Origin of the sequence: Mycobacterium sp. AT1, assembly GCF_002043095.1 — a bacterium.
Taxonomy (GTDB): Bacteria; Actinomycetota; Actinomycetes; order Mycobacteriales; family Mycobacteriaceae; genus Mycobacterium.
The window spans coordinates 80,433-95,959 of record NZ_MVOC01000035.1 but is presented as its reverse complement, the minus strand read 5'-3'; the positions used below and the strand labels follow the sequence as shown (position 1 = coordinate 95,959).

Annotated in this window: 15 protein-coding genes; 7 read left to right on the top strand and 8 right to left on the bottom strand. The window is 68.1% G+C overall.

Translation table 11 applies throughout. The features are described from left to right. The first annotated feature begins 24 nt into the window (after window positions 1–24). The 3 genes from purL to B1790_RS16305 are packed head-to-tail and all read left to right on the top strand — an operon-like array spanning window position 25 to window position 4,696. Window positions 25–2,298 (top strand): phosphoribosylformylglycinamidine synthase subunit PurL, encoded by a 2,274-nt coding sequence (gene purL / locus B1790_RS16315; protein ID WP_198952025.1) that lies wholly within the window; start codon window positions 25–27, stop codon window positions 2,296–2,298. A 41-nt stretch (window positions 2,299–2,339) separates the two neighbouring features. Then, complete coding sequence (locus tag B1790_RS16310; protein WP_079924422.1) at window positions 2,340–4,058, top strand: alpha/beta-hydrolase family protein; 1,719 nt, start codon at window positions 2,340–2,342, stop codon at window positions 4,056–4,058. A gap of 23 nt (window positions 4,059–4,081) precedes the next feature. Continuing rightward, window positions 4,082–4,696, top strand: coding sequence for a CPBP family intramembrane glutamic endopeptidase (locus B1790_RS16305; protein ID WP_198952023.1), 615 nt, complete (start codon window positions 4,082–4,084; stop codon window positions 4,694–4,696). Here B1790_RS16305 and B1790_RS16300 read toward each other — a convergent pair. After that, window positions 4,666–5,871, bottom strand: a complete 1,206-nt coding sequence (locus tag B1790_RS16300; RefSeq protein WP_079924317.1) for an MCE family protein — start codon at window positions 5,869–5,871, stop codon at window positions 4,666–4,668. The genes B1790_RS16305 and B1790_RS16300 overlap by 31 nt on opposite strands. Before the next feature lie 16 nt (window positions 5,872–5,887). Between B1790_RS16300 and B1790_RS16295 the strand changes: the two genes are divergently transcribed. After that, window positions 5,888–6,280, top strand: coding sequence for a sterol carrier family protein (locus B1790_RS16295; protein ID WP_079924316.1), 393 nt, complete (start codon window positions 5,888–5,890; stop codon window positions 6,278–6,280). Here the strand turns inward: B1790_RS16295 and B1790_RS16290 are convergent. Further along, window positions 6,277–7,572 (bottom strand): DoxX family protein, encoded by a 1,296-nt coding sequence (locus tag B1790_RS16290; RefSeq protein ID WP_079924315.1) that lies wholly within the window; start codon window positions 7,570–7,572, stop codon window positions 6,277–6,279. The genes B1790_RS16295 and B1790_RS16290 overlap by 4 nt on opposite strands. A gap of 143 nt (window positions 7,573–7,715) precedes the next feature. Here B1790_RS16290 and purF point away from each other — a divergent pair, with 143 nt between their 5' ends. Beyond that, window positions 7,716–9,260: an amidophosphoribosyltransferase gene (gene purF / locus B1790_RS16285; RefSeq protein ID WP_079924314.1), complete on the top strand. Its 1,545-nt coding sequence runs from the start codon at window positions 7,716–7,718 to the stop codon at window positions 9,258–9,260. Between the two features lie 29 nt (window positions 9,261–9,289). Here the strand turns inward: purF and B1790_RS16280 are convergent, their stop codons facing one another. Further along, entirely contained in the window at window positions 9,290–10,267 is a 978-nt protein-coding gene (locus B1790_RS16280; RefSeq protein WP_079924313.1) for an NAD(P)H-binding protein, read from the bottom strand. A gap of 73 nt (window positions 10,268–10,340) precedes the next feature. Next, window positions 10,341–10,784 (bottom strand): cupin domain-containing protein, encoded by a 444-nt coding sequence (locus B1790_RS16275; RefSeq protein WP_079924312.1) that lies wholly within the window; start codon window positions 10,782–10,784, stop codon window positions 10,341–10,343. 68 nt (window positions 10,785–10,852) lie between these two features. Between B1790_RS16275 and purM the strand changes: the two genes are divergently transcribed. Then, a complete protein-coding gene (purM, locus tag B1790_RS16270) occupies window positions 10,853–11,932 on the top strand; it encodes a phosphoribosylformylglycinamidine cyclo-ligase (protein ID WP_079924311.1) in 1,080 nt (359 codons plus the stop codon). A 36-nt stretch (window positions 11,933–11,968) separates the two neighbouring features. Here the strand turns inward: purM and B1790_RS16265 are convergent, their stop codons facing one another. Together B1790_RS16265 and B1790_RS16260 are read right to left on the bottom strand one after the other, a co-directional pair. After that, window positions 11,969–12,157, bottom strand: a complete 189-nt coding sequence (locus tag B1790_RS16265; protein ID WP_079924310.1) for a DUF3073 domain-containing protein — start codon at window positions 12,155–12,157, stop codon at window positions 11,969–11,971. Between the two features lie 147 nt (window positions 12,158–12,304). After that, window positions 12,305–13,384 carry a folate-binding protein YgfZ gene (locus B1790_RS16260; RefSeq protein WP_079924309.1) on the bottom strand — a complete coding sequence of 360 codons (1,080 nt, stop codon included), beginning with the start codon at window positions 13,382–13,384 and terminating at the stop codon, window positions 12,305–12,307. Between the two features lie 43 nt (window positions 13,385–13,427). Here B1790_RS16260 and B1790_RS16255 point away from each other — a divergent pair, with 43 nt between their 5' ends. Continuing rightward, window positions 13,428–14,297, top strand: coding sequence for an aminodeoxychorismate lyase (locus B1790_RS16255; RefSeq protein WP_079924308.1), 870 nt, complete (start codon window positions 13,428–13,430; stop codon window positions 14,295–14,297). 236 nt (window positions 14,298–14,533) lie between these two features. Here the strand turns inward: B1790_RS16255 and B1790_RS16250 are convergent, their stop codons facing one another. Then, window positions 14,534–14,800, bottom strand: coding sequence for a hypothetical protein (locus B1790_RS16250; RefSeq protein ID WP_079924307.1), 267 nt, complete (start codon window positions 14,798–14,800; stop codon window positions 14,534–14,536). Continuing rightward, window positions 14,800–15,432 carry an FABP family protein gene (locus tag B1790_RS16245; protein WP_142271345.1) on the bottom strand — a complete coding sequence of 211 codons (633 nt, stop codon included), beginning with the start codon at window positions 15,430–15,432 and terminating at the stop codon, window positions 14,800–14,802. Before B1790_RS16245 ends, B1790_RS16250 begins: the two co-directional genes overlap by 1 nt. Window positions 15,433–15,527 lie beyond the last annotated feature (95 nt).

Sequence of the window (15,527 nt, the reverse complement as noted above, 5' to 3'; positions counted from 1 at the left end):
GTGACATCCGCGTACTCCCACGAAGTGGACAGTGTCGAGCAAGCCTCTACTACCCCCGATCAGCCGCAGCCATTCCGTGAGCTCGGTCTGAAGGACGACGAGTACCAGCGGATTCGTGGCATTCTCGGACGTCGGCCCACCGACGCCGAGCTGGCCATGTACTCGGTGATGTGGAGCGAGCACTGCTCCTACAAGTCCTCGAAGGTGCATCTGCGCTACTTCGGCGAGACGACCACCGACGAGATGCGCGCGGGGATGCTGGCCGGCATCGGCGAGAACGCGGGCGTCGTCGACATCGGCGACGGCTGGGCGGTGACCTTCAAGGTCGAATCGCACAACCACCCGTCCTACGTCGAGCCGTACCAAGGTGCGGCCACCGGCGTGGGCGGCATCGTCCGCGACATCATGGCCATGGGCGCCCGCCCGGTCGCGGTGATGGATCAGCTGCGCTTCGGCCCGGCCGACGCGCCCGACACCCGGCGGGTGCTCGACGGCGTCGTGCGTGGCGTCGGCGGCTACGGCAATTCCCTCGGTCTGCCCAACATCGGCGGCGAGACGATCTTCGATCCGTCCTACGCGGGCAACCCGTTGGTGAACGCGCTGTGCATCGGCGTGCTCCGCAAGGAGGACCTGCACCTCGCCTTCGCGTCGGGTACTGGCAACAAGATCATCCTGTTCGGCGCCCGCACCGGTCTCGACGGCATCGGCGGTGTCTCGGTGCTCGCGTCGGAGACCTTCGGCGGCGACGAGGGCGAGGGCCCCGGCCGCAAGAAGCTTCCATCGGTCCAGGTCGGTGACCCCTTCATGGAGAAGGTGCTCATCGAGTGCTGCCTCGAGCTGTACGCGGCGGGCCTGGTGATTGGCATTCAAGACCTTGGTGGCGCCGGATTGTCTTGTGCCACTTCCGAACTCGCATCTGCCGGCGACGGCGGCATGTCGATCGAACTGGACAAGGTGCCGCTTCGGGCCAAGTTCATGACGCCCGCGGAGGTGCTGTCCAGCGAGTCGCAGGAACGCATGTGCGCGGTCGTGGCACCCGAGAACGTCGACGCGTTCATGGCCGTGTGCCGTAAGTGGGAGGTGCTGGCCACCGTCATCGGCGAAGTGACCGACGGCGACCGGCTGCAGATCACCTGGAACGGCGAGACCGTCGTCGACGTGCCCCCGAGGACCGTCGCGCACGAAGGTCCGGTCTACGAGCGGCCCGTCGAGCGGCCCGACACGCAGGACGCCCTCAACGCCGACACGTCGGCGTCGATCCCGCGTCCGTCAACCGGTGAGGAGTTGCGCGAGACCCTGCTGAAACTCCTTGGCAGCCCGCACCTTTGCAGCCGGGCCTTCATCACCGAGCAGTACGACCGCTACGTCCGCGGCAACACCGTGCTCGCCGAGCATGCCGACGGTGGCGTGCTCCGCATCGACGAGGCCACCGGTCGCGGCGTCGCGATCTCAACCGACGCGTCCGGCCGCTACACGTTCCTCGACCCGTACACCGGTGCCCAGCTGGCGCTGGCGGAGGCCTATCGCAACGTCGCGGTCACCGGTGCCACGCCGGTCGCCGTCACCAACTGCCTCAACTTCGGCTCTCCCGAAGACCCGGGGGTGATGTGGCAGTTCTCCCAGGCCGTGCGCGGTTTGGCGGATGGCTGTGCGGTGCTTGGCATTCCGGTCACCGGCGGCAACGTGAGCTTCTACAACCAGACCGGCACCACGCCGATCCTTCCGACTCCGGTCGTCGGCGTGCTCGGCGTCCTCGAGGACGTCAGGCGACGCGTCCCGACGGCCTTCGGCGTCGAACCCGGCGAGACGTTGATCCTGTTGGGCGACACCTACGACGAGTTCGACGGTTCCGTCTGGGCTCAGGTCACCGCGGACCACCTCGGCGGCCTGCCGCCCAAGGTGGACCTGGCGCGCGAACAGCTGCTCGCCGAGGTTCTGGTATCGGCGTCGCGCGACGGTTTGATCTCCGCCGCGCACGACCTGTCCGAGGGTGGGCTGATTCAAGCCGTCCTGGAATCCGCGCTCGCCGGTGAAACGGGTTGTCGGATCATCCTCCCGGAGGGTGCCGACCCCTTCGTGACGTTGTTCTCCGAGTCCGCGGGGCGGGTGGTCGTCGCGGTTCCGCGCACCGAAGAGAGCCGATTCCGTGCCATGTGCGAGGCCCGCGGACTGCCCGCCGAACGCATCGGCGTCGTCGACGAAGGCAGCACGTCCATCGAGGTCCAGGGCCAGTTCAGCGTGAGTCTCGACGAGTTGCGCCGCACGTCGGAGGGCGTGCTTCCCGGACTGTTCGGGTGAGTGGCGAAACCTCAACCGTCACCGGCGAATCCATCGCCGACATCCCACGACGCCGGCGCGGCGTCGAACGTCACCCCGTCGTCGTCTGGGCGTGGAGCCTGGTGCGCCTCGACTTCGGTGGGGTCGCCGTCGCCACCGTCTTCTTCTGCCTGTCGCTGACGCCGTCACTGCTCCCGCGGGACTGGCTGTTTCAGGGGTTGATCGGCGGCGTCAACGCGTCGATCGGCTACGCCATCGGCGTCGTGCTCGCCAAGGCGTTCCATCGCATCGCCCTGCACCATAGGCAGTGGTGGCCGCCGCCAAGGAAGACGCTGAACGCGCTGAAGGTCGGCCTCGTCGTCTCCTCGATCGTCGTGTGCGTGTCGATGCTGATTCCGGCGGCGGCGTGGCAGCGTCAGGTCGCCGCCGAGATGGGCATCGCCGGCCCGACCAACCTGGGGTACCTGCGCACCCTGTTGGCGGCCGTGGTGATCGGCGGGGCGTGCGTCTGTGTGGCGCGGGTGCTCTTCGACGCGGTGAAACTGCTTGCCAGGATGTTCATCCGGCGGTGGCACCTGCATCAGGAGATCGCGATGGTCATCGGGTCCGCCATCGTCGTGGTTGTGGTGGTCTCCCTGGTCAACGGTGTCCTGTACCGAGGATTCCTCGCCGGTGCCAGCGGGGTGTTCCAGCCGCAGAACGCCACCACGCGTGACGGCGTCTCGCAACCTCGGCAGCCCGAACGATCTGGCAGTCCAACGTCGTTCGCTGCCTGGGAGACGCTGGGGTTCCAGGGCCGGAACTTCGTCGCGACGGGCCCGCACGCGGCCGAACTGACTCGACTCGCCGGCCGGCCAGCCAAGGAACCCATCCGCGTGTACGCAGGCCTCGAGACCGCCGACACCGACCAGGCCAGGGCCAACGTCGTCGTCAGCGAGCTGATGCGCACCGGTGCGTTCGACCGCAAACTGCTCGTCATCGTTCCGACCACCGGCACCGGATGGATCAACCCCGTCGCCGCCAGGTCGATCGAGAGCATGTACGCCGGCGACACCGCGCTCGTCGGCGTGCAGTATTCGTATCTGCCGAGCTGGATTTCGTTCCTTGGCGATCGGGACAAGTCCGTGCAGTCGGCTCGGGTGCTCGTCACGGCCGTGCACGATCGATGGTCCCGACTGCCCGCCGAACGCAGGCCGAAGCTGGTGCTGTACGGAGAGAGTCTGGGGTCGCTCGGAGGGCAGGGTGTCTTCGACTGGCTTCCCGACATCGCGCGGATGGGCTTCTCCGCGGTGCTGTGGGTCGGCCCACCCAACCAGAGCTCACTGTGGAGGGCTCTGGTGCAGCGCCGCGATCCCTGGACACCAGAGGTGGAGCCGCGCTACGACAACGGCAGCACGGTCCGCTTCTCGCAGGCCAACACCAGCGCCGACATCGCGGAGATCGCACGGCCCGAATGGGGCGGAACCCGGGTGCTGTTCCTGCAGCACGCCTCCGATCCGATCGTCTGGTGGTCGCCGGAGCTGGTGTTCGACCGACCGGACTGGCTGATCGAGCCTGCGGGACTGGACCGCACGACGTCGATGCGGTGGTATCCGATCATCACCTTCTGGCAGGTCAGTGCCGACATGACCAATGCATCCAGCGTGCCGGCCGGACACGGTCACAACTACGGCGACTCCGTGCTCGACGGCTGGGTCGCCGTCATCCCGCCGGACGGCTGGACGAGCGCTGACACCGAACGAGTCCGCGCCGCCGTCAACGACGCCGGCAGCGAATATTGACCAAGCCAAGCGCAACGAGGCCATTGGTGCTGGCGGCCGCGCTGGTCGGCTGGAGCCTGGTCGCGCCAAAGCTGCCGTCGCGGTGGCACGTGCCACTCAACGCCGGCCTTGGCGGGGTGCTGGTCTGGTGGACCGACGCACCGCTTGGACTGCGGCGGCCCGCCTCGACGCACGGTGTGCGGCTTGGTCTTCGGGTGGCGGCCGCGGTGTCGACGACGGTGGCGTCGGCCATGGCCGTGCCGGCCGTCCGGTCGGGTGTGACGCAACGGACGATTCCCGGGTCAGCCGCGAAGTGGCTGTTGATTCGCATTCCGATCGGGACGGTCTGGTCGGAGGAGGCCGCATTCCGGGCCGCTCTGGGAACCGTTGCGGCGCAGTCCTTCGGACCACGGTGGGGCCGCGTCCTTCAGGCGGCGGCGTTCGGGATGTCGCACGTCGTCGACGCGCGCGGAGCGGGGGAGACGGTCGTCGGGACCGCGGCCGTCACCGGCGCGGCAGGCTGGGTCTTCGGATGGTTATACGACCGCACGGGGAGCCTCGCCGCGCCGATGCTCGCGCACCTGGCGATCAACGAGGCGGGAGCGGTGGCGGCGGTGGTCCTGCAGCGTCACGGGTTGATTGTCAGCTCGCCGATCTGACGTCCCCACACGTGGTCGACGGCGAGGGGCTGACCCAACTCGACGTGGTTGTAGGGCGCAATGCTGTATCCGGTGTCCATCACCAGATAGGGGTGAGGCCACAGGTCGTAGGTCACCTTCTGCCAGCAGCCGGGTCGCCCCTCCGGACCGCCACGGGCGTTGATCCGCGGCAGGTTGTCGGGATAGATGTACGGATTGCCAGCGCCCGTCAGCGTTCCGAACGCCGCCAACGAATATCCGTTGTCGCCGCCGAGGGACGAGGCGATCCTTGGCCCGACGTCGTGGTAGTTGCGCACGGTGCACAGAATCATGCCGCGGTAGTCGTCGAGCAGTGCGGTCGTCGGTACCAAGTCCGCTGCGCTGCGAATCAGATAGGGGCCGGCGCGTTCCAGCGGATCCGCTGCGGTGTCGCCGAATCCGATTGCCGCCATCAACGCGGAGTCGACGTCGCCACGGCGTGCGTTGAGTGAGCGTGCGGTGGTCACGGCGGCGTCGAGCCCGTCGAGAAGATTCGGCGCCGCGTCGGCGTAGACGTCGAGCAGTTCGCCGGCGCGCGCGACGTCATCGCGGAACCGCGGCCACCGTGGGTTCAGGTCGGCGAGGATCGCATTGGCGTCCTCGAGCGACATCCCGAACCTGGTTCCGAGGCCGCCAAGGGCCTGTGCCGTAGCGGTCAGCGTCTGGTTCAGCTTGATCGGGTCCACCTTGTCCGCGATCGACGTAACCGTTTCGAAGAGTGTGTTGAACTCCGTGGTGACCGACTGCACCGGGATCACCGATCCGCGCGAAACATGTTCTGCGGAAGGGTGTTCCGGCGAGACGAACGACACGTACTTGTTGCCGAAGACGGTGCTGGCCTTGACGTCGGCCAGGACGTTCGACGGTATCGACGCAAGGTATTCGTCCTTCACCTCGAGGGCGATGAGCGCCTGCTGATGACCGTCGGCCTCGGCGACGTCGACGCCGGCCACCCGCCCGATCTCGACGCCGTTGAGGGTGACCTTCGAGCCGGGGTCGACGCCAAGGCCGGCCCGGTCGGACACCACCACGAGTTCGGTCTGCTCGACGAAGTCTCCGCGGTACTGTTTGGCCATCAGCACGCCGAAGAGCACGACGATCGCCACCAGCACCGCTCCTGCCAGCCTGTATGGCGGCCGGTGGCGGTCGAAAGCCATTCTGGGAGACTAGGGTATGGCCGCCCGCCGCATAGCGGATCCGACGAAGACCCGCCAAGCCGTTTCGGCCGTCGCGGACTGGCTGCGCGACGACACCGTCGCCATGCCCGATCGCAGCGCCATCGCCGACGCGGTGCGCTTGACCGCCAGGACCCTCGCCGCGCAGGCGCCTGGCGCCAGTGTCGAGGTGAGGGTGCCGCCCTTCGTTGCCGTGCAGTGCATCTCGGGTTTGGCGCACACCCGTGGAAACCCGCCGAACGTGGTCGAGACCGACCCCCGAACCTGGCTCCTGTTGGCCACCGGTCTTCTCGCGATGCCCGACGCGCTCGCCAACGGGACGTTGCAGTCGTCGGGGTCGCGCGCCGGGGAGATCGCCGACTGGCTGCCCGTCGTCCCGCTAGTGCCCTAGCCGAAGAACGGCGCCTCCTGCACCCAGTGGAATCCACGGTTGCGCAGGGTGAAGTCCTCCAGTGGTCGACGTTCCAGGACGACCGTCGTGGGTTCGTCCTTCCAGCGTCCGACCAGGCGCAGGTCGTCGCCCGCTCGATCGACCGTGAACGAGCCGCCGTCCGGCACCGCCAGCACGCCGCCCGTCGTGTCTGCCGCGACGTCCACCAGATCGCCGTTCATCAACTGGTAGGTGAGGACCCCGGGATGGTCGAATACGACTCTCTGCCAGCGGATGTCGTCGGTCAGCAGCGGTGGTCGCGGGGTTCCGTCGACCGAGAACTCGGCGACCTGCCAAATGCCGTAGAGCTCCGGCTTGGCCCGCCCGTCACCGAATTCGCGCCAGGTCTGCAGGCCGAGCGTCACGCACCCGATCAACACCCACACGCCGAGTACCACTTGGACAACCCCGGCTAGCCGGTTGCGCCGCGGCGAGTCGAACGGGGCGGCCCGCCGCTCCTGGCCGACGCCACGGCCGAGCACTACGGCGTCGACGAGCCGTCTTGCGTTGGGCGCCAACAGGAGTGCGCTCATCAGCACCAGGTGGAACGACAGGATCTTGACCGGCACGTCGTAGGTCATGTTCAGCAGGAAGATTTGTCCCGTGCCCGCCAGGCTCACCAACGCGCCCAGCGTCGCCGTCTTCGGAACGAACAACAGCGCCCCGGCGAGCACCTCGACGGCTCCCAGCGCCATCTCGTACGGGTGGGAGGTGCCGACCTGCAGCCACAACACCGCCATCGGGCTCAGGTTTCCGAACGGCTCGATCAGCGCCGCGAGAGGCGGTGACGGCATCTGCGTCGGAATGAGCTTCGCGAAGCCGTAGAACATCATCTGCCCACCAAGGCATAGGCGCAGGAACACCGTGAACCACGCCGCCAGCCTCGGGTACCGCCCGCGCTGCCGGTCCAGCACCGACCACGCGACGGTCGCGAGCACCGCCACCGTCAGAAGACACGCGACGTACACCCAGATCGCGGCCTGGTCACCGCTCCCGGAGCCGGGTGTCAGAACCGCGTCGACGCCAAGCACCGTCCGGCCGAACCACCCGGTGACCGGTTGCAGGGCCACCTGCTGCCAGATGACGGCGCCGTCCGGCAGCAGGCCGGCCAACACCCCGGCGAAGGCGAACGTGATCTGCGCGAACGTGAGGCAGAACAACCCGAAGTAGACGACGCAGAATCGGAAGGCGATCCGGGTGCCGAGACTCCACGTCCGCGATTCGTCGTCGGTCCGTTCCCCGTCGGGTTCCACGCGCGTCACACCTCCGTCGAGAAATGCGCGCGGGGCCTTCGCTGTTGAAGTGTTCACGGACACCGCGCCTCGATTCCACCTTCGACCGATGTTGACCGTAGACTGATGCCCGTCACCCACAGCCCCTAGGGAGCACACTGATCGTGACCGCCGAGCAGATCGACCCGATCGACCAGACGGACGACGAGCCCAAAGAAGAATGTGGCGTCTTCGGCGTCTGGGCACCTGGCGAAGATGTGGCGAAACTCTCGTACTACGGCCTATATGCCCTGCAGCACAGAGGGCAAGAGGCGGCAGGCATCGCCGTCGCCGACGGCTCCCAGGTGCTGGTGTTCAAGGACCTCGGGCTGGTCAGTCAGGTGTTCGACGAGCAGACGCTCGCGGCGATGGAAGGCCACGTCGCCATCGGCCACTGCCGCTACTCCACCACCGGGTCCACGACCTGGGAGAACGCCCAGCCAGTGTTCAGGAACACCGCGGCGGGAACTGGCGTGGCCCTTGGCCACAACGGCAACCTGGTCAACACGACGGAACTCGCCGCGCGCGCCCGTGAAGCGGGGCTGACCGACATGCGTGGTGCCACCGCCGCCACGACGGACTCCGACATCCTCGGTGCGCTGCTGGCCCACGGTGCTGCGGATGCCACCCTCGAGCAGGCCGCGCTGGAGTTGTTGCCGACGGTTCGCGGCGCCTTCTGCCTGACCTTCATGGACGAGAACACGCTGTACGCCGCCCGCGACCCGCACGGCGTGCGCCCACTGTCCCTCGGCAGGCTGGACCGCGGCTGGGTGGTGGCGTCGGAGACGGCCGCGCTCGACATCGTCGGCGCCGCCTTCGTCCGCGACATCGAACCCGGCGAATTGCTGGCCATCGACGCCGACGGCGTGCGTTCCACCCGCTTCGCCAACCCGACCCCCAAGGGTTGCGTCTTCGAGTACGTCTACCTGGCCCGCCCCGACAGCGTCATCGGCGGTCGCTCGGTGCACGCCACCCGCGTCGACATCGGCAGGCGGCTGGCTCGAGAATCGCCGGTCGAGGGCGACCTCGTCATCGGCGTCCCGGAATCCGGCACCCCGGCGGCCGTCGGCTACGCGCAGGAGTCGGGCATCCCGTTCGGCCAGGGCCTGATGAAGAACGCCTACGTCGGCCGCACGTTCATCCAGCCGTCGCAGACCATCCGTCAGCTCGGCATCCGGCTCAAGCTCAACCCGCTCAAGGAAGTCATCCGCGGCAAGCGGCTGATCGTCGTCGACGACTCGATCGTGCGCGGCAACACCCAGCGCGCCTTGATCCGGATGCTCCGTGAGGCCGGCGCCCTCGAGGTGCACGTCCGCATCGCCTCGCCGCCGGTGAAGTGGCCGTGCTTCTACGGCATCGACTTCGCCACGCCCGCCGAGCTGATCGCCAACGCGTCCAACGCGGGGGCCAACGAAGCGGAGATGCTCGACGCGGTGCGCCGTGCGATCGGCGCCGACAGCCTGAACTACATCTCGCACCAGGGGATGATCGCGTCCACCGAACAGCCCGCATCCCGGCTCTGCTCGGCCTGCTTCGACGGGGAGTACCCGATCGAGCTGCCCAGCGAGTCGGCGCTTGGCAAGAACGTCATCGAACACATGCTGGCCAACGCGGCCCGCACCGGCGTTCAGTCCGACAACGACAACGCCTCGGCGCTGCGTCGTCCCTGACGGCTCCGCCATCGCGTCGTCCCTGAGAGTTACTGCGGCGCAACCGAACTGAAGCGAATCAGGTGACGACGGCCCTTGCCCGTCGCGCCGTCCTGCTTCAAAGCCCGGACCACCGACTCACGGAACCCCGTCAGGCCTCCCGGCGGCGGCGGGATCACGGCGTCGATGTCGTGCTCCGACATCACCGCGTCGTGCTCGAGCGACTCGACCAACGGACGCGCCAAACCCGACGGAATCGGCGTCACCAAGCCCACCCACCAGCTTGCGATGCTCGGGGTCAGCAGCGGCAGCGCCACGATGAACCGTCGGCGCAGCCCCGCCTCCTCGGCGTAGACCTGCATGGCGTCGGCGTACTCCAAGACGTCCGGACAGCCGATGTCGAAGGTGCGTGACTTCTCGATAGGGGCGTCGGCGGCCTCGACGAGGTAGTGCAACACGTCGTCGATGGAGATCGGCTGTATCTTGTTGCGTACCCACTTCGGCGTCGTCATGACCGGCAGCCGGTCGGTCAGATGCCGGATCATCTCGAACGACGCCGACCCCGAGCCGACCACGATGCCGGCCTGCAGCACGACGGTCTCGACAGACGAGGCCATCAGGATCTCGCCGACGGCGTTGCGCGAGCGAAGGTGACGGGACAGCTCGCCGGTGGGGTGCAGGCCAGACAGGTAGACGATGCGGCGCACGCCAGCCTTTTCGGCGGCGGCCGCCACGTTGCGCGCGGAGTTCTCCTCCTCGCGGACGAAGTCCTTCGAGCTGCCCATCGAGTGGACGAGGTAGTAGACGACGTCAACCCCGTCGAAGGCGGCGACCAGCGAATCGGGATCGCCGAGATCCCCACGCACCACCTCGACCTCGTCGCGCCACGGCACGTCGCGCAGTTTCTCCGGCGTGCGCGCCATTGCGCGCACGTTCTGGCCCCGCTCCACGAGCAGGGCGGCAAGATGCCCGCCGATGTATCCGGTTGCACCCGTCACCAATGAGCGGCGTGACTCAACGTCCGACATCTAGCCTCCGTCCGTCGGTTTCCACTACCGAGGTATTCGGAGCAGTCACCAGTACGGATGTCCGCCAGGGGACCTATTCAAACGGGCAGCCCGGGTTCGGTGCGTCGACCGCGAGCGGCGCGCCCGCGTCGTCGATGTAGAGAACCCACATCACGACGGGTTCGGAACCGAGGTTGCGGCCGACGTGGACGTGGTCGGGACCGCTGCCCTCGGTGATGGGCGCCCCCGCCGAATAGATGCCGTCGATCGAACAGTCGGCGAAGTTGTGGGTCAGGGTGCCGGCCCGAACCACGCCGAATATCCGGCCTGGATGCCAATGCCACCCCGTCGTGCCGCCCGGCGCGATGGTGATCTCCTTGGTGATGTAGTCGTGGCCGTCGACGGTGGCCTGCGACAGGATCCTGGCGTCCACCCCGACGCTAGGGGAGGCGGACGCCGTCGCAGCCGAACCGAGAGACGACGCGACCGCCGCCGTTACGGAGACGACGACGGTGACCAGCCCACGCACGGTGTTCATCCGCGCAGCGTGTCACACCAGGCATGGAATGTGCACCGCGATCGATGCGACCGGTACCCTCATACCCGATGAGCGAGGATCAGCGGCCCGACGACAGCATCGCCTCCTACGCGTCTGCGGGGGTGGACATCGAGGCGGGTGACCGCGCAGTCGAACTGTTCAAACCGTGGGCGGCCAAGGCGACTCGACCAGAGGTGCGGGGAGGGCTCGGCGGATTCGCCGGGCTGTTCGCCTTGCGCGGCGGATACCGCGAACCACTGCTCGCGTCGTCCACCGACGGGGTTGGCACCAAGCTGGCCATCGCCCAGGCGATGGACAAGCACGACACGGTCGGGCTGGACCTGGTGGCGATGGTCGTCGACGACCTCGTCGTATGCGGTGCAGAGCCCTTGTTCCTGCAGGACTACATCGCCGTCGGCCGGACGGTCCCCGAACGCGTTGCCGAGATCGTCTCGGGCATCGCGAACGGCTGCGTCATCGCCGGCTGTGCACTGCTCGGCGGCGAGACCGCCGAACACCCGGGCCTGATGTCGCCGGACCACTACGACATCTCCGCGACCGGGGTCGGCGTGGTCGAAGCCGACGACGTTCTCGGACCCGATCGCGTCAAGCCGGGCGACGTCATCATCGCGATGGCCTCGACCGGGCTGCATTCCAACGGATACTCCCTGGCCCGCAAGGTGCTGCTGGAGCTCGACCGCGGCAACCTCGCCGGGCACGTCGAGGAATTCGGCCGCACCCTCGGCGAGGAGCTGCTCGAGCCGACGCGCATCTACGCCAAGGACTGCCTAGCGTTGGCCGCCGAAACCCAGGTGCGAACGTTCTGCCACGTGACCGGCGGCGGTCTCGCAGGCAACCTAGAGCGGGTCATCCCGAACGGGTTGAGCGCCGAGCTGGATCGCGGAACGTGGACGCCAGCTCCCGTGTTCGCGATGATCGCCCAGCGCGGACGCATCGAACGCGCCGAGATGGACAAGACGTTCAACATGGGCATTGGCATGGTCGCCATCGTCGCGCCGGAGGACACCGACCGTGCGTTGGCGATCTTGACTGCGCGACACCTGGATTGCTGGACCCTCGGCACTGTCACCAAGGGCGGCAAGGGAATGTCGCGGGCTCAGTTGGTCGGGCAGCACCCGAGGTTCTGAGCTCCGCGACGTCGACCCGAGTTCCGGGGAGACCGCTCAGCGGCGCCAGTCGTCGTCGTCGACCCAGCGATCGTCCACTGGCCCGTCGCTGCTCAGGATGTCCGGCTCGGGGGAACCGGTACCACCCAGCTCCTGCTGTAACCGTTGAAAATCGGTTTGTGGCGAGCTGTACTTAAGGTCGCGAGCGACCTTTGTCTGCTTCGCCTTCGCCCGGCCGCGGCCCATAGGGGACCCCCTCGCGCAATAACGGAGCGGCCCGATTAGCAGGCGGCTCCGATCTGAATGTGTTTTATCGTCCTGACGACACTTTACCGTGCCCGGCGGTCTCATGCTGGCAGGGTCGTCTCCACGGCGAGCGCGGCGACGTTCAGGTCAACGCTTAGCGCCCCGCAGACGTTCCACGGCGAGCCGTCCGGCGCCCACCTCAGCCGCCTCTGGCATCGAATCCGGGTCGATCAGAGCGCTCACCTCGGTCTCGCCGCCGGTGGTCAACTGCGTGTCCGCGGGAACGCCTCGCTTGAGCAGCGCCACGGCGATCGGACCCAGGTCGACGTGGTCGACGACGGTGCCCAGACGCCCGATGGCGCGCCCGCCGGCGAGCACGGGATCACCGGTGGCCGGCCGATCCGCGGAACCGTCCAACTGCAACAAGACCAGCATCCTTGGCGGCTTCCCGAGGTTGTGGACGCGCGCTACGGTCTCCTGACCTCGGTAGCAGCCCTTTTCTAGGTGAACGGCACCCTCGCCGGGGCCACCGATCCAGCCGACCTCGTGCGGGATGGTTCGCTCGTCGGTGTCGACGCCGAGCCGAGGTCGGACGGCCGCCGCGCGATGCGCCTCGTAGGCCCAGATGCCCGCGGGCTGGACGCCTGCCGCGAGCAGCTTGGCGCGCCACGCCGGCACCGCGTCGCGCGGCACCACCAGGTCGACCTCGTCCGCGCGGAGCGTGCGGACGAAACCGCCGTCTGCCAGCGGTGATGCCGACGCCACGGCGGGTAGCGCGGTGATGCCGACGGAGGCCAATACGGCGGGATCACCCACCCGAGGACCGACGAGCGACAAGACGGCAAGATCGGCGGGCTCGGCGACGACGTCGGCCCAGAAGATCATCTTGCGTAGGTAGGCCAGCAACGGCTCGCCACGCCACGGTTCGGTGTCGATGACGGTGACCCCGTCCAGCTGGGTCTGCAACCAGTGATCTTCGACACGTCCCTGCACGTCGAGGCTCAAATTCTCGACGACGGCGCCATCGGGGAGGTCGACGACGTGCTGGGTCGAGATGGTGTGCAGCCACTTGCGCCGCTCGTCGCCGGTGAGCGCGATGGTGGTGCGGTGTGACCGATCCACCAGGACGACGCCGTTCTGAGCGGCACGCTGCTCCCCAAACGGGTCGCCGTAGTGCCACGTGGCGCCCGCGTCGGGGCCGGACTCTGGAGCGGGGACGGCAGACATCCTTCCAGCGTACGGAGGTCGACCGGCACTATCCTCGGGCCCTATGGCGTCCCGCGGCGAGATCGTCGTCACCCTCTCCGGCGAGGTCGTCACCGCGGACCACCCGGTCGTCCGCGCCGACGATCCGCTGTTCGGTCGCGGCGACGGCGTCTTCGAGACCCTGCTGCTCCGAAACGGGCGCGGATGCCTGATCGGCGCGCACCTGGAACGGCTGGCGCGTTCCGCGTCGACCATCGGCTTGCCGCCGCCGGTCGTGGCCCAGTGGCGGTCCGCCGTCGCGTCGGCAGCCCAGGCGTGGCCCGGCGCAGGCGACGCGATCGTGCGGTTGGTGCTCGGCCGTGGCCGCGGCGGCGGACCGATCGGCTTCGTCACGGTCTCGCCGCTGCCCGATCGGGCACTGATCGCACGGCGGGACGGCGTGTCGGCGATGACGCTGGACCGTGGGTTCTCCGTAGCCAACGGCCCAGGTGGTTCCGGCCCGGCGCCGTGGTCGATCGCCGGAGTCAAGTCGCTGTCCTACGCCGCCAATGCCGCTGCGCTGCGCCACGCTCAGCGTCTCGGAGTCGGTGACGTGGTGTTGACGAGCGCCGACGGATTCGTGCTCGAAGGCCCACGGTCGAACGTCGTGATCGTCGCAGAAGACGGCGTGTTGGCGACACCGCCGAACACGCTGCCGATCCTGGCCGGTACCACGGTCAAGGCGGTGTTCGAGGTCGCCCGCCGACGCGGCGAAACGTGTGAGGAACGTCGGCTCCGAACGACGGATCTCCTTGCTGCCAAGGGGGTTTGGTTGCTCTCGAGCATTACGTTGGCGGCGCGGGTGCACACGCTGGACGGTGCAGTCCTACCCACCGCAGACGGGGTGGTCGACATGACCGAGATCGTCGACGAGGCCGTCGGTGAGCTGGACTGATTGGTCGCCGAAAATCGGTTGCCGACACCGGCTTTCGGGGGTACCTTCGATTTCACACGTGAAAGGAGGTGGTCCGAGAATTTGATTGACTCATGGACAAGTGAGGTGGCTGCCCGCTAGCAGCACCGGGTGTTTACCAGCGTGCGCTGGCGAATTCCCAGCAGTCACCCGGCCCCCGAGCCCCTCGGTCCGTCCAACCAGGAACCAACGGCTCGGGGGCCGCTCCATGTCCGGGGCTAGTTCGCAGGCCCAGGACCGAGCGGCGAGCAGTCCTTCATCGCGTTACGCCAGGTGTTCGCGTCGACTCCGGGCGGCGCCGCCACTGCCGGACCGACGGCAGCGGGCACGCCGTGCTTGGAAAGGCACTCGGCAAGCGATCCGTGAACGCTCGACGTGGTGGGCGGGGCCGCGGGTTCGGGTGACTGTGGTTCAGGTGACTTGGTGGAGCACGACGCCAGCAGGCACGTCGCGGCGACCGCCACGGCGAGGGTGTGCAGGCGCACTAGCCGACGTGTCGCGTCAGCCGCGCCGAGAGGTGAGGAACGAGCCCACCGTCGGCGTCGACGCGTTCTTCGACGTACGCCAGGTCACCGCCCTCGACGATGCCGTATAGGCGCTTGGCGCCGCCGACGAGCACGCCCGACTTGCTACGGGCCAGGGCATCGGTCGCCAGTTCCCACGAAGACTGGTTCAAGGGATGGCCGTAGAACAATTCGACGTAACCGGAGGAATGGGCCAGCAGAAGCTCGATTGCCTGGGTTTCCGCGGGATCGTCCGGGTCGTTGACGAAGCGCCAGAAGCCGGACTCCCGGAGCGACGGACCCACGTACTCGCCGGTCTCAGACAGCAGCCAGGACCGCGCCTCCCACGTCAGGTACTCGCCGCCGTCGTGCGACACCGAAATCTGCTGGCCGAACGGGTAGTCGCCGTCCGCGCCACGACCGGTGCCCTCGCCGCGCCAGACGCCGACGAGCGGCAGCAGGGCCAGCAGCGCATCGTTGAGGCTCACGCCGTCGCGGAGGTTGGCCGTGTCGGTGGGGACGGGCAGATCGTCGAACGCGGGAATGTTCCGCGCGGCGGTGACCTTGGCGCGCTCGGCGGCGGTCGCCAAGGCGCGGTCACCCGAGCCGGGGATTACCGAACTCCCCGAACCCTCGGGCTCAGTCGCCTCGCCAGGGACCTCGGGGGTGCCGTCTGCCGTCACAAGTCGTCGGTGACCAGCCGGTACAC

Excerpts from the sequence above, each read along its gene's own strand:
- B1790_RS16300 (WP_079924317.1), bottom strand. The coding sequence starts at position 5,871 with ATGGCTTTCGACCGCCACCGGCCGCCATACAGGCTGGCAGGAGCGGTG.
- B1790_RS16295 (WP_079924316.1), top strand. The coding sequence starts at position 5,888 with ATGGCCGCCCGCCGCATAGCGGATCCGACGAAGACCCGCCAAGCCGTT.
- B1790_RS16280 (WP_079924313.1), bottom strand. The coding sequence starts at position 10,267 with ATGTCGGACGTTGAGTCACGCCGCTCATTGGTGACGGGTGCAACCGGA.
- B1790_RS16275 (WP_079924312.1), bottom strand. The coding sequence starts at position 10,784 with ATGAACACCGTGCGTGGGCTGGTCACCGTCGTCGTCTCCGTAACGGCG.
- purM (WP_079924311.1), top strand. The coding sequence starts at position 10,853 with ATGAGCGAGGATCAGCGGCCCGACGACAGCATCGCCTCCTACGCGTCT.
- B1790_RS16265 (WP_079924310.1), bottom strand. The coding sequence starts at position 12,157 with ATGGGCCGCGGCCGGGCGAAGGCGAAGCAGACAAAGGTCGCTCGCGAC.
- B1790_RS16260 (WP_079924309.1), bottom strand. The coding sequence starts at position 13,384 with ATGTCTGCCGTCCCCGCTCCAGAGTCCGGCCCCGACGCGGGCGCCACG.
- B1790_RS16255 (WP_079924308.1), top strand. The coding sequence starts at position 13,428 with ATGGCGTCCCGCGGCGAGATCGTCGTCACCCTCTCCGGCGAGGTCGTC.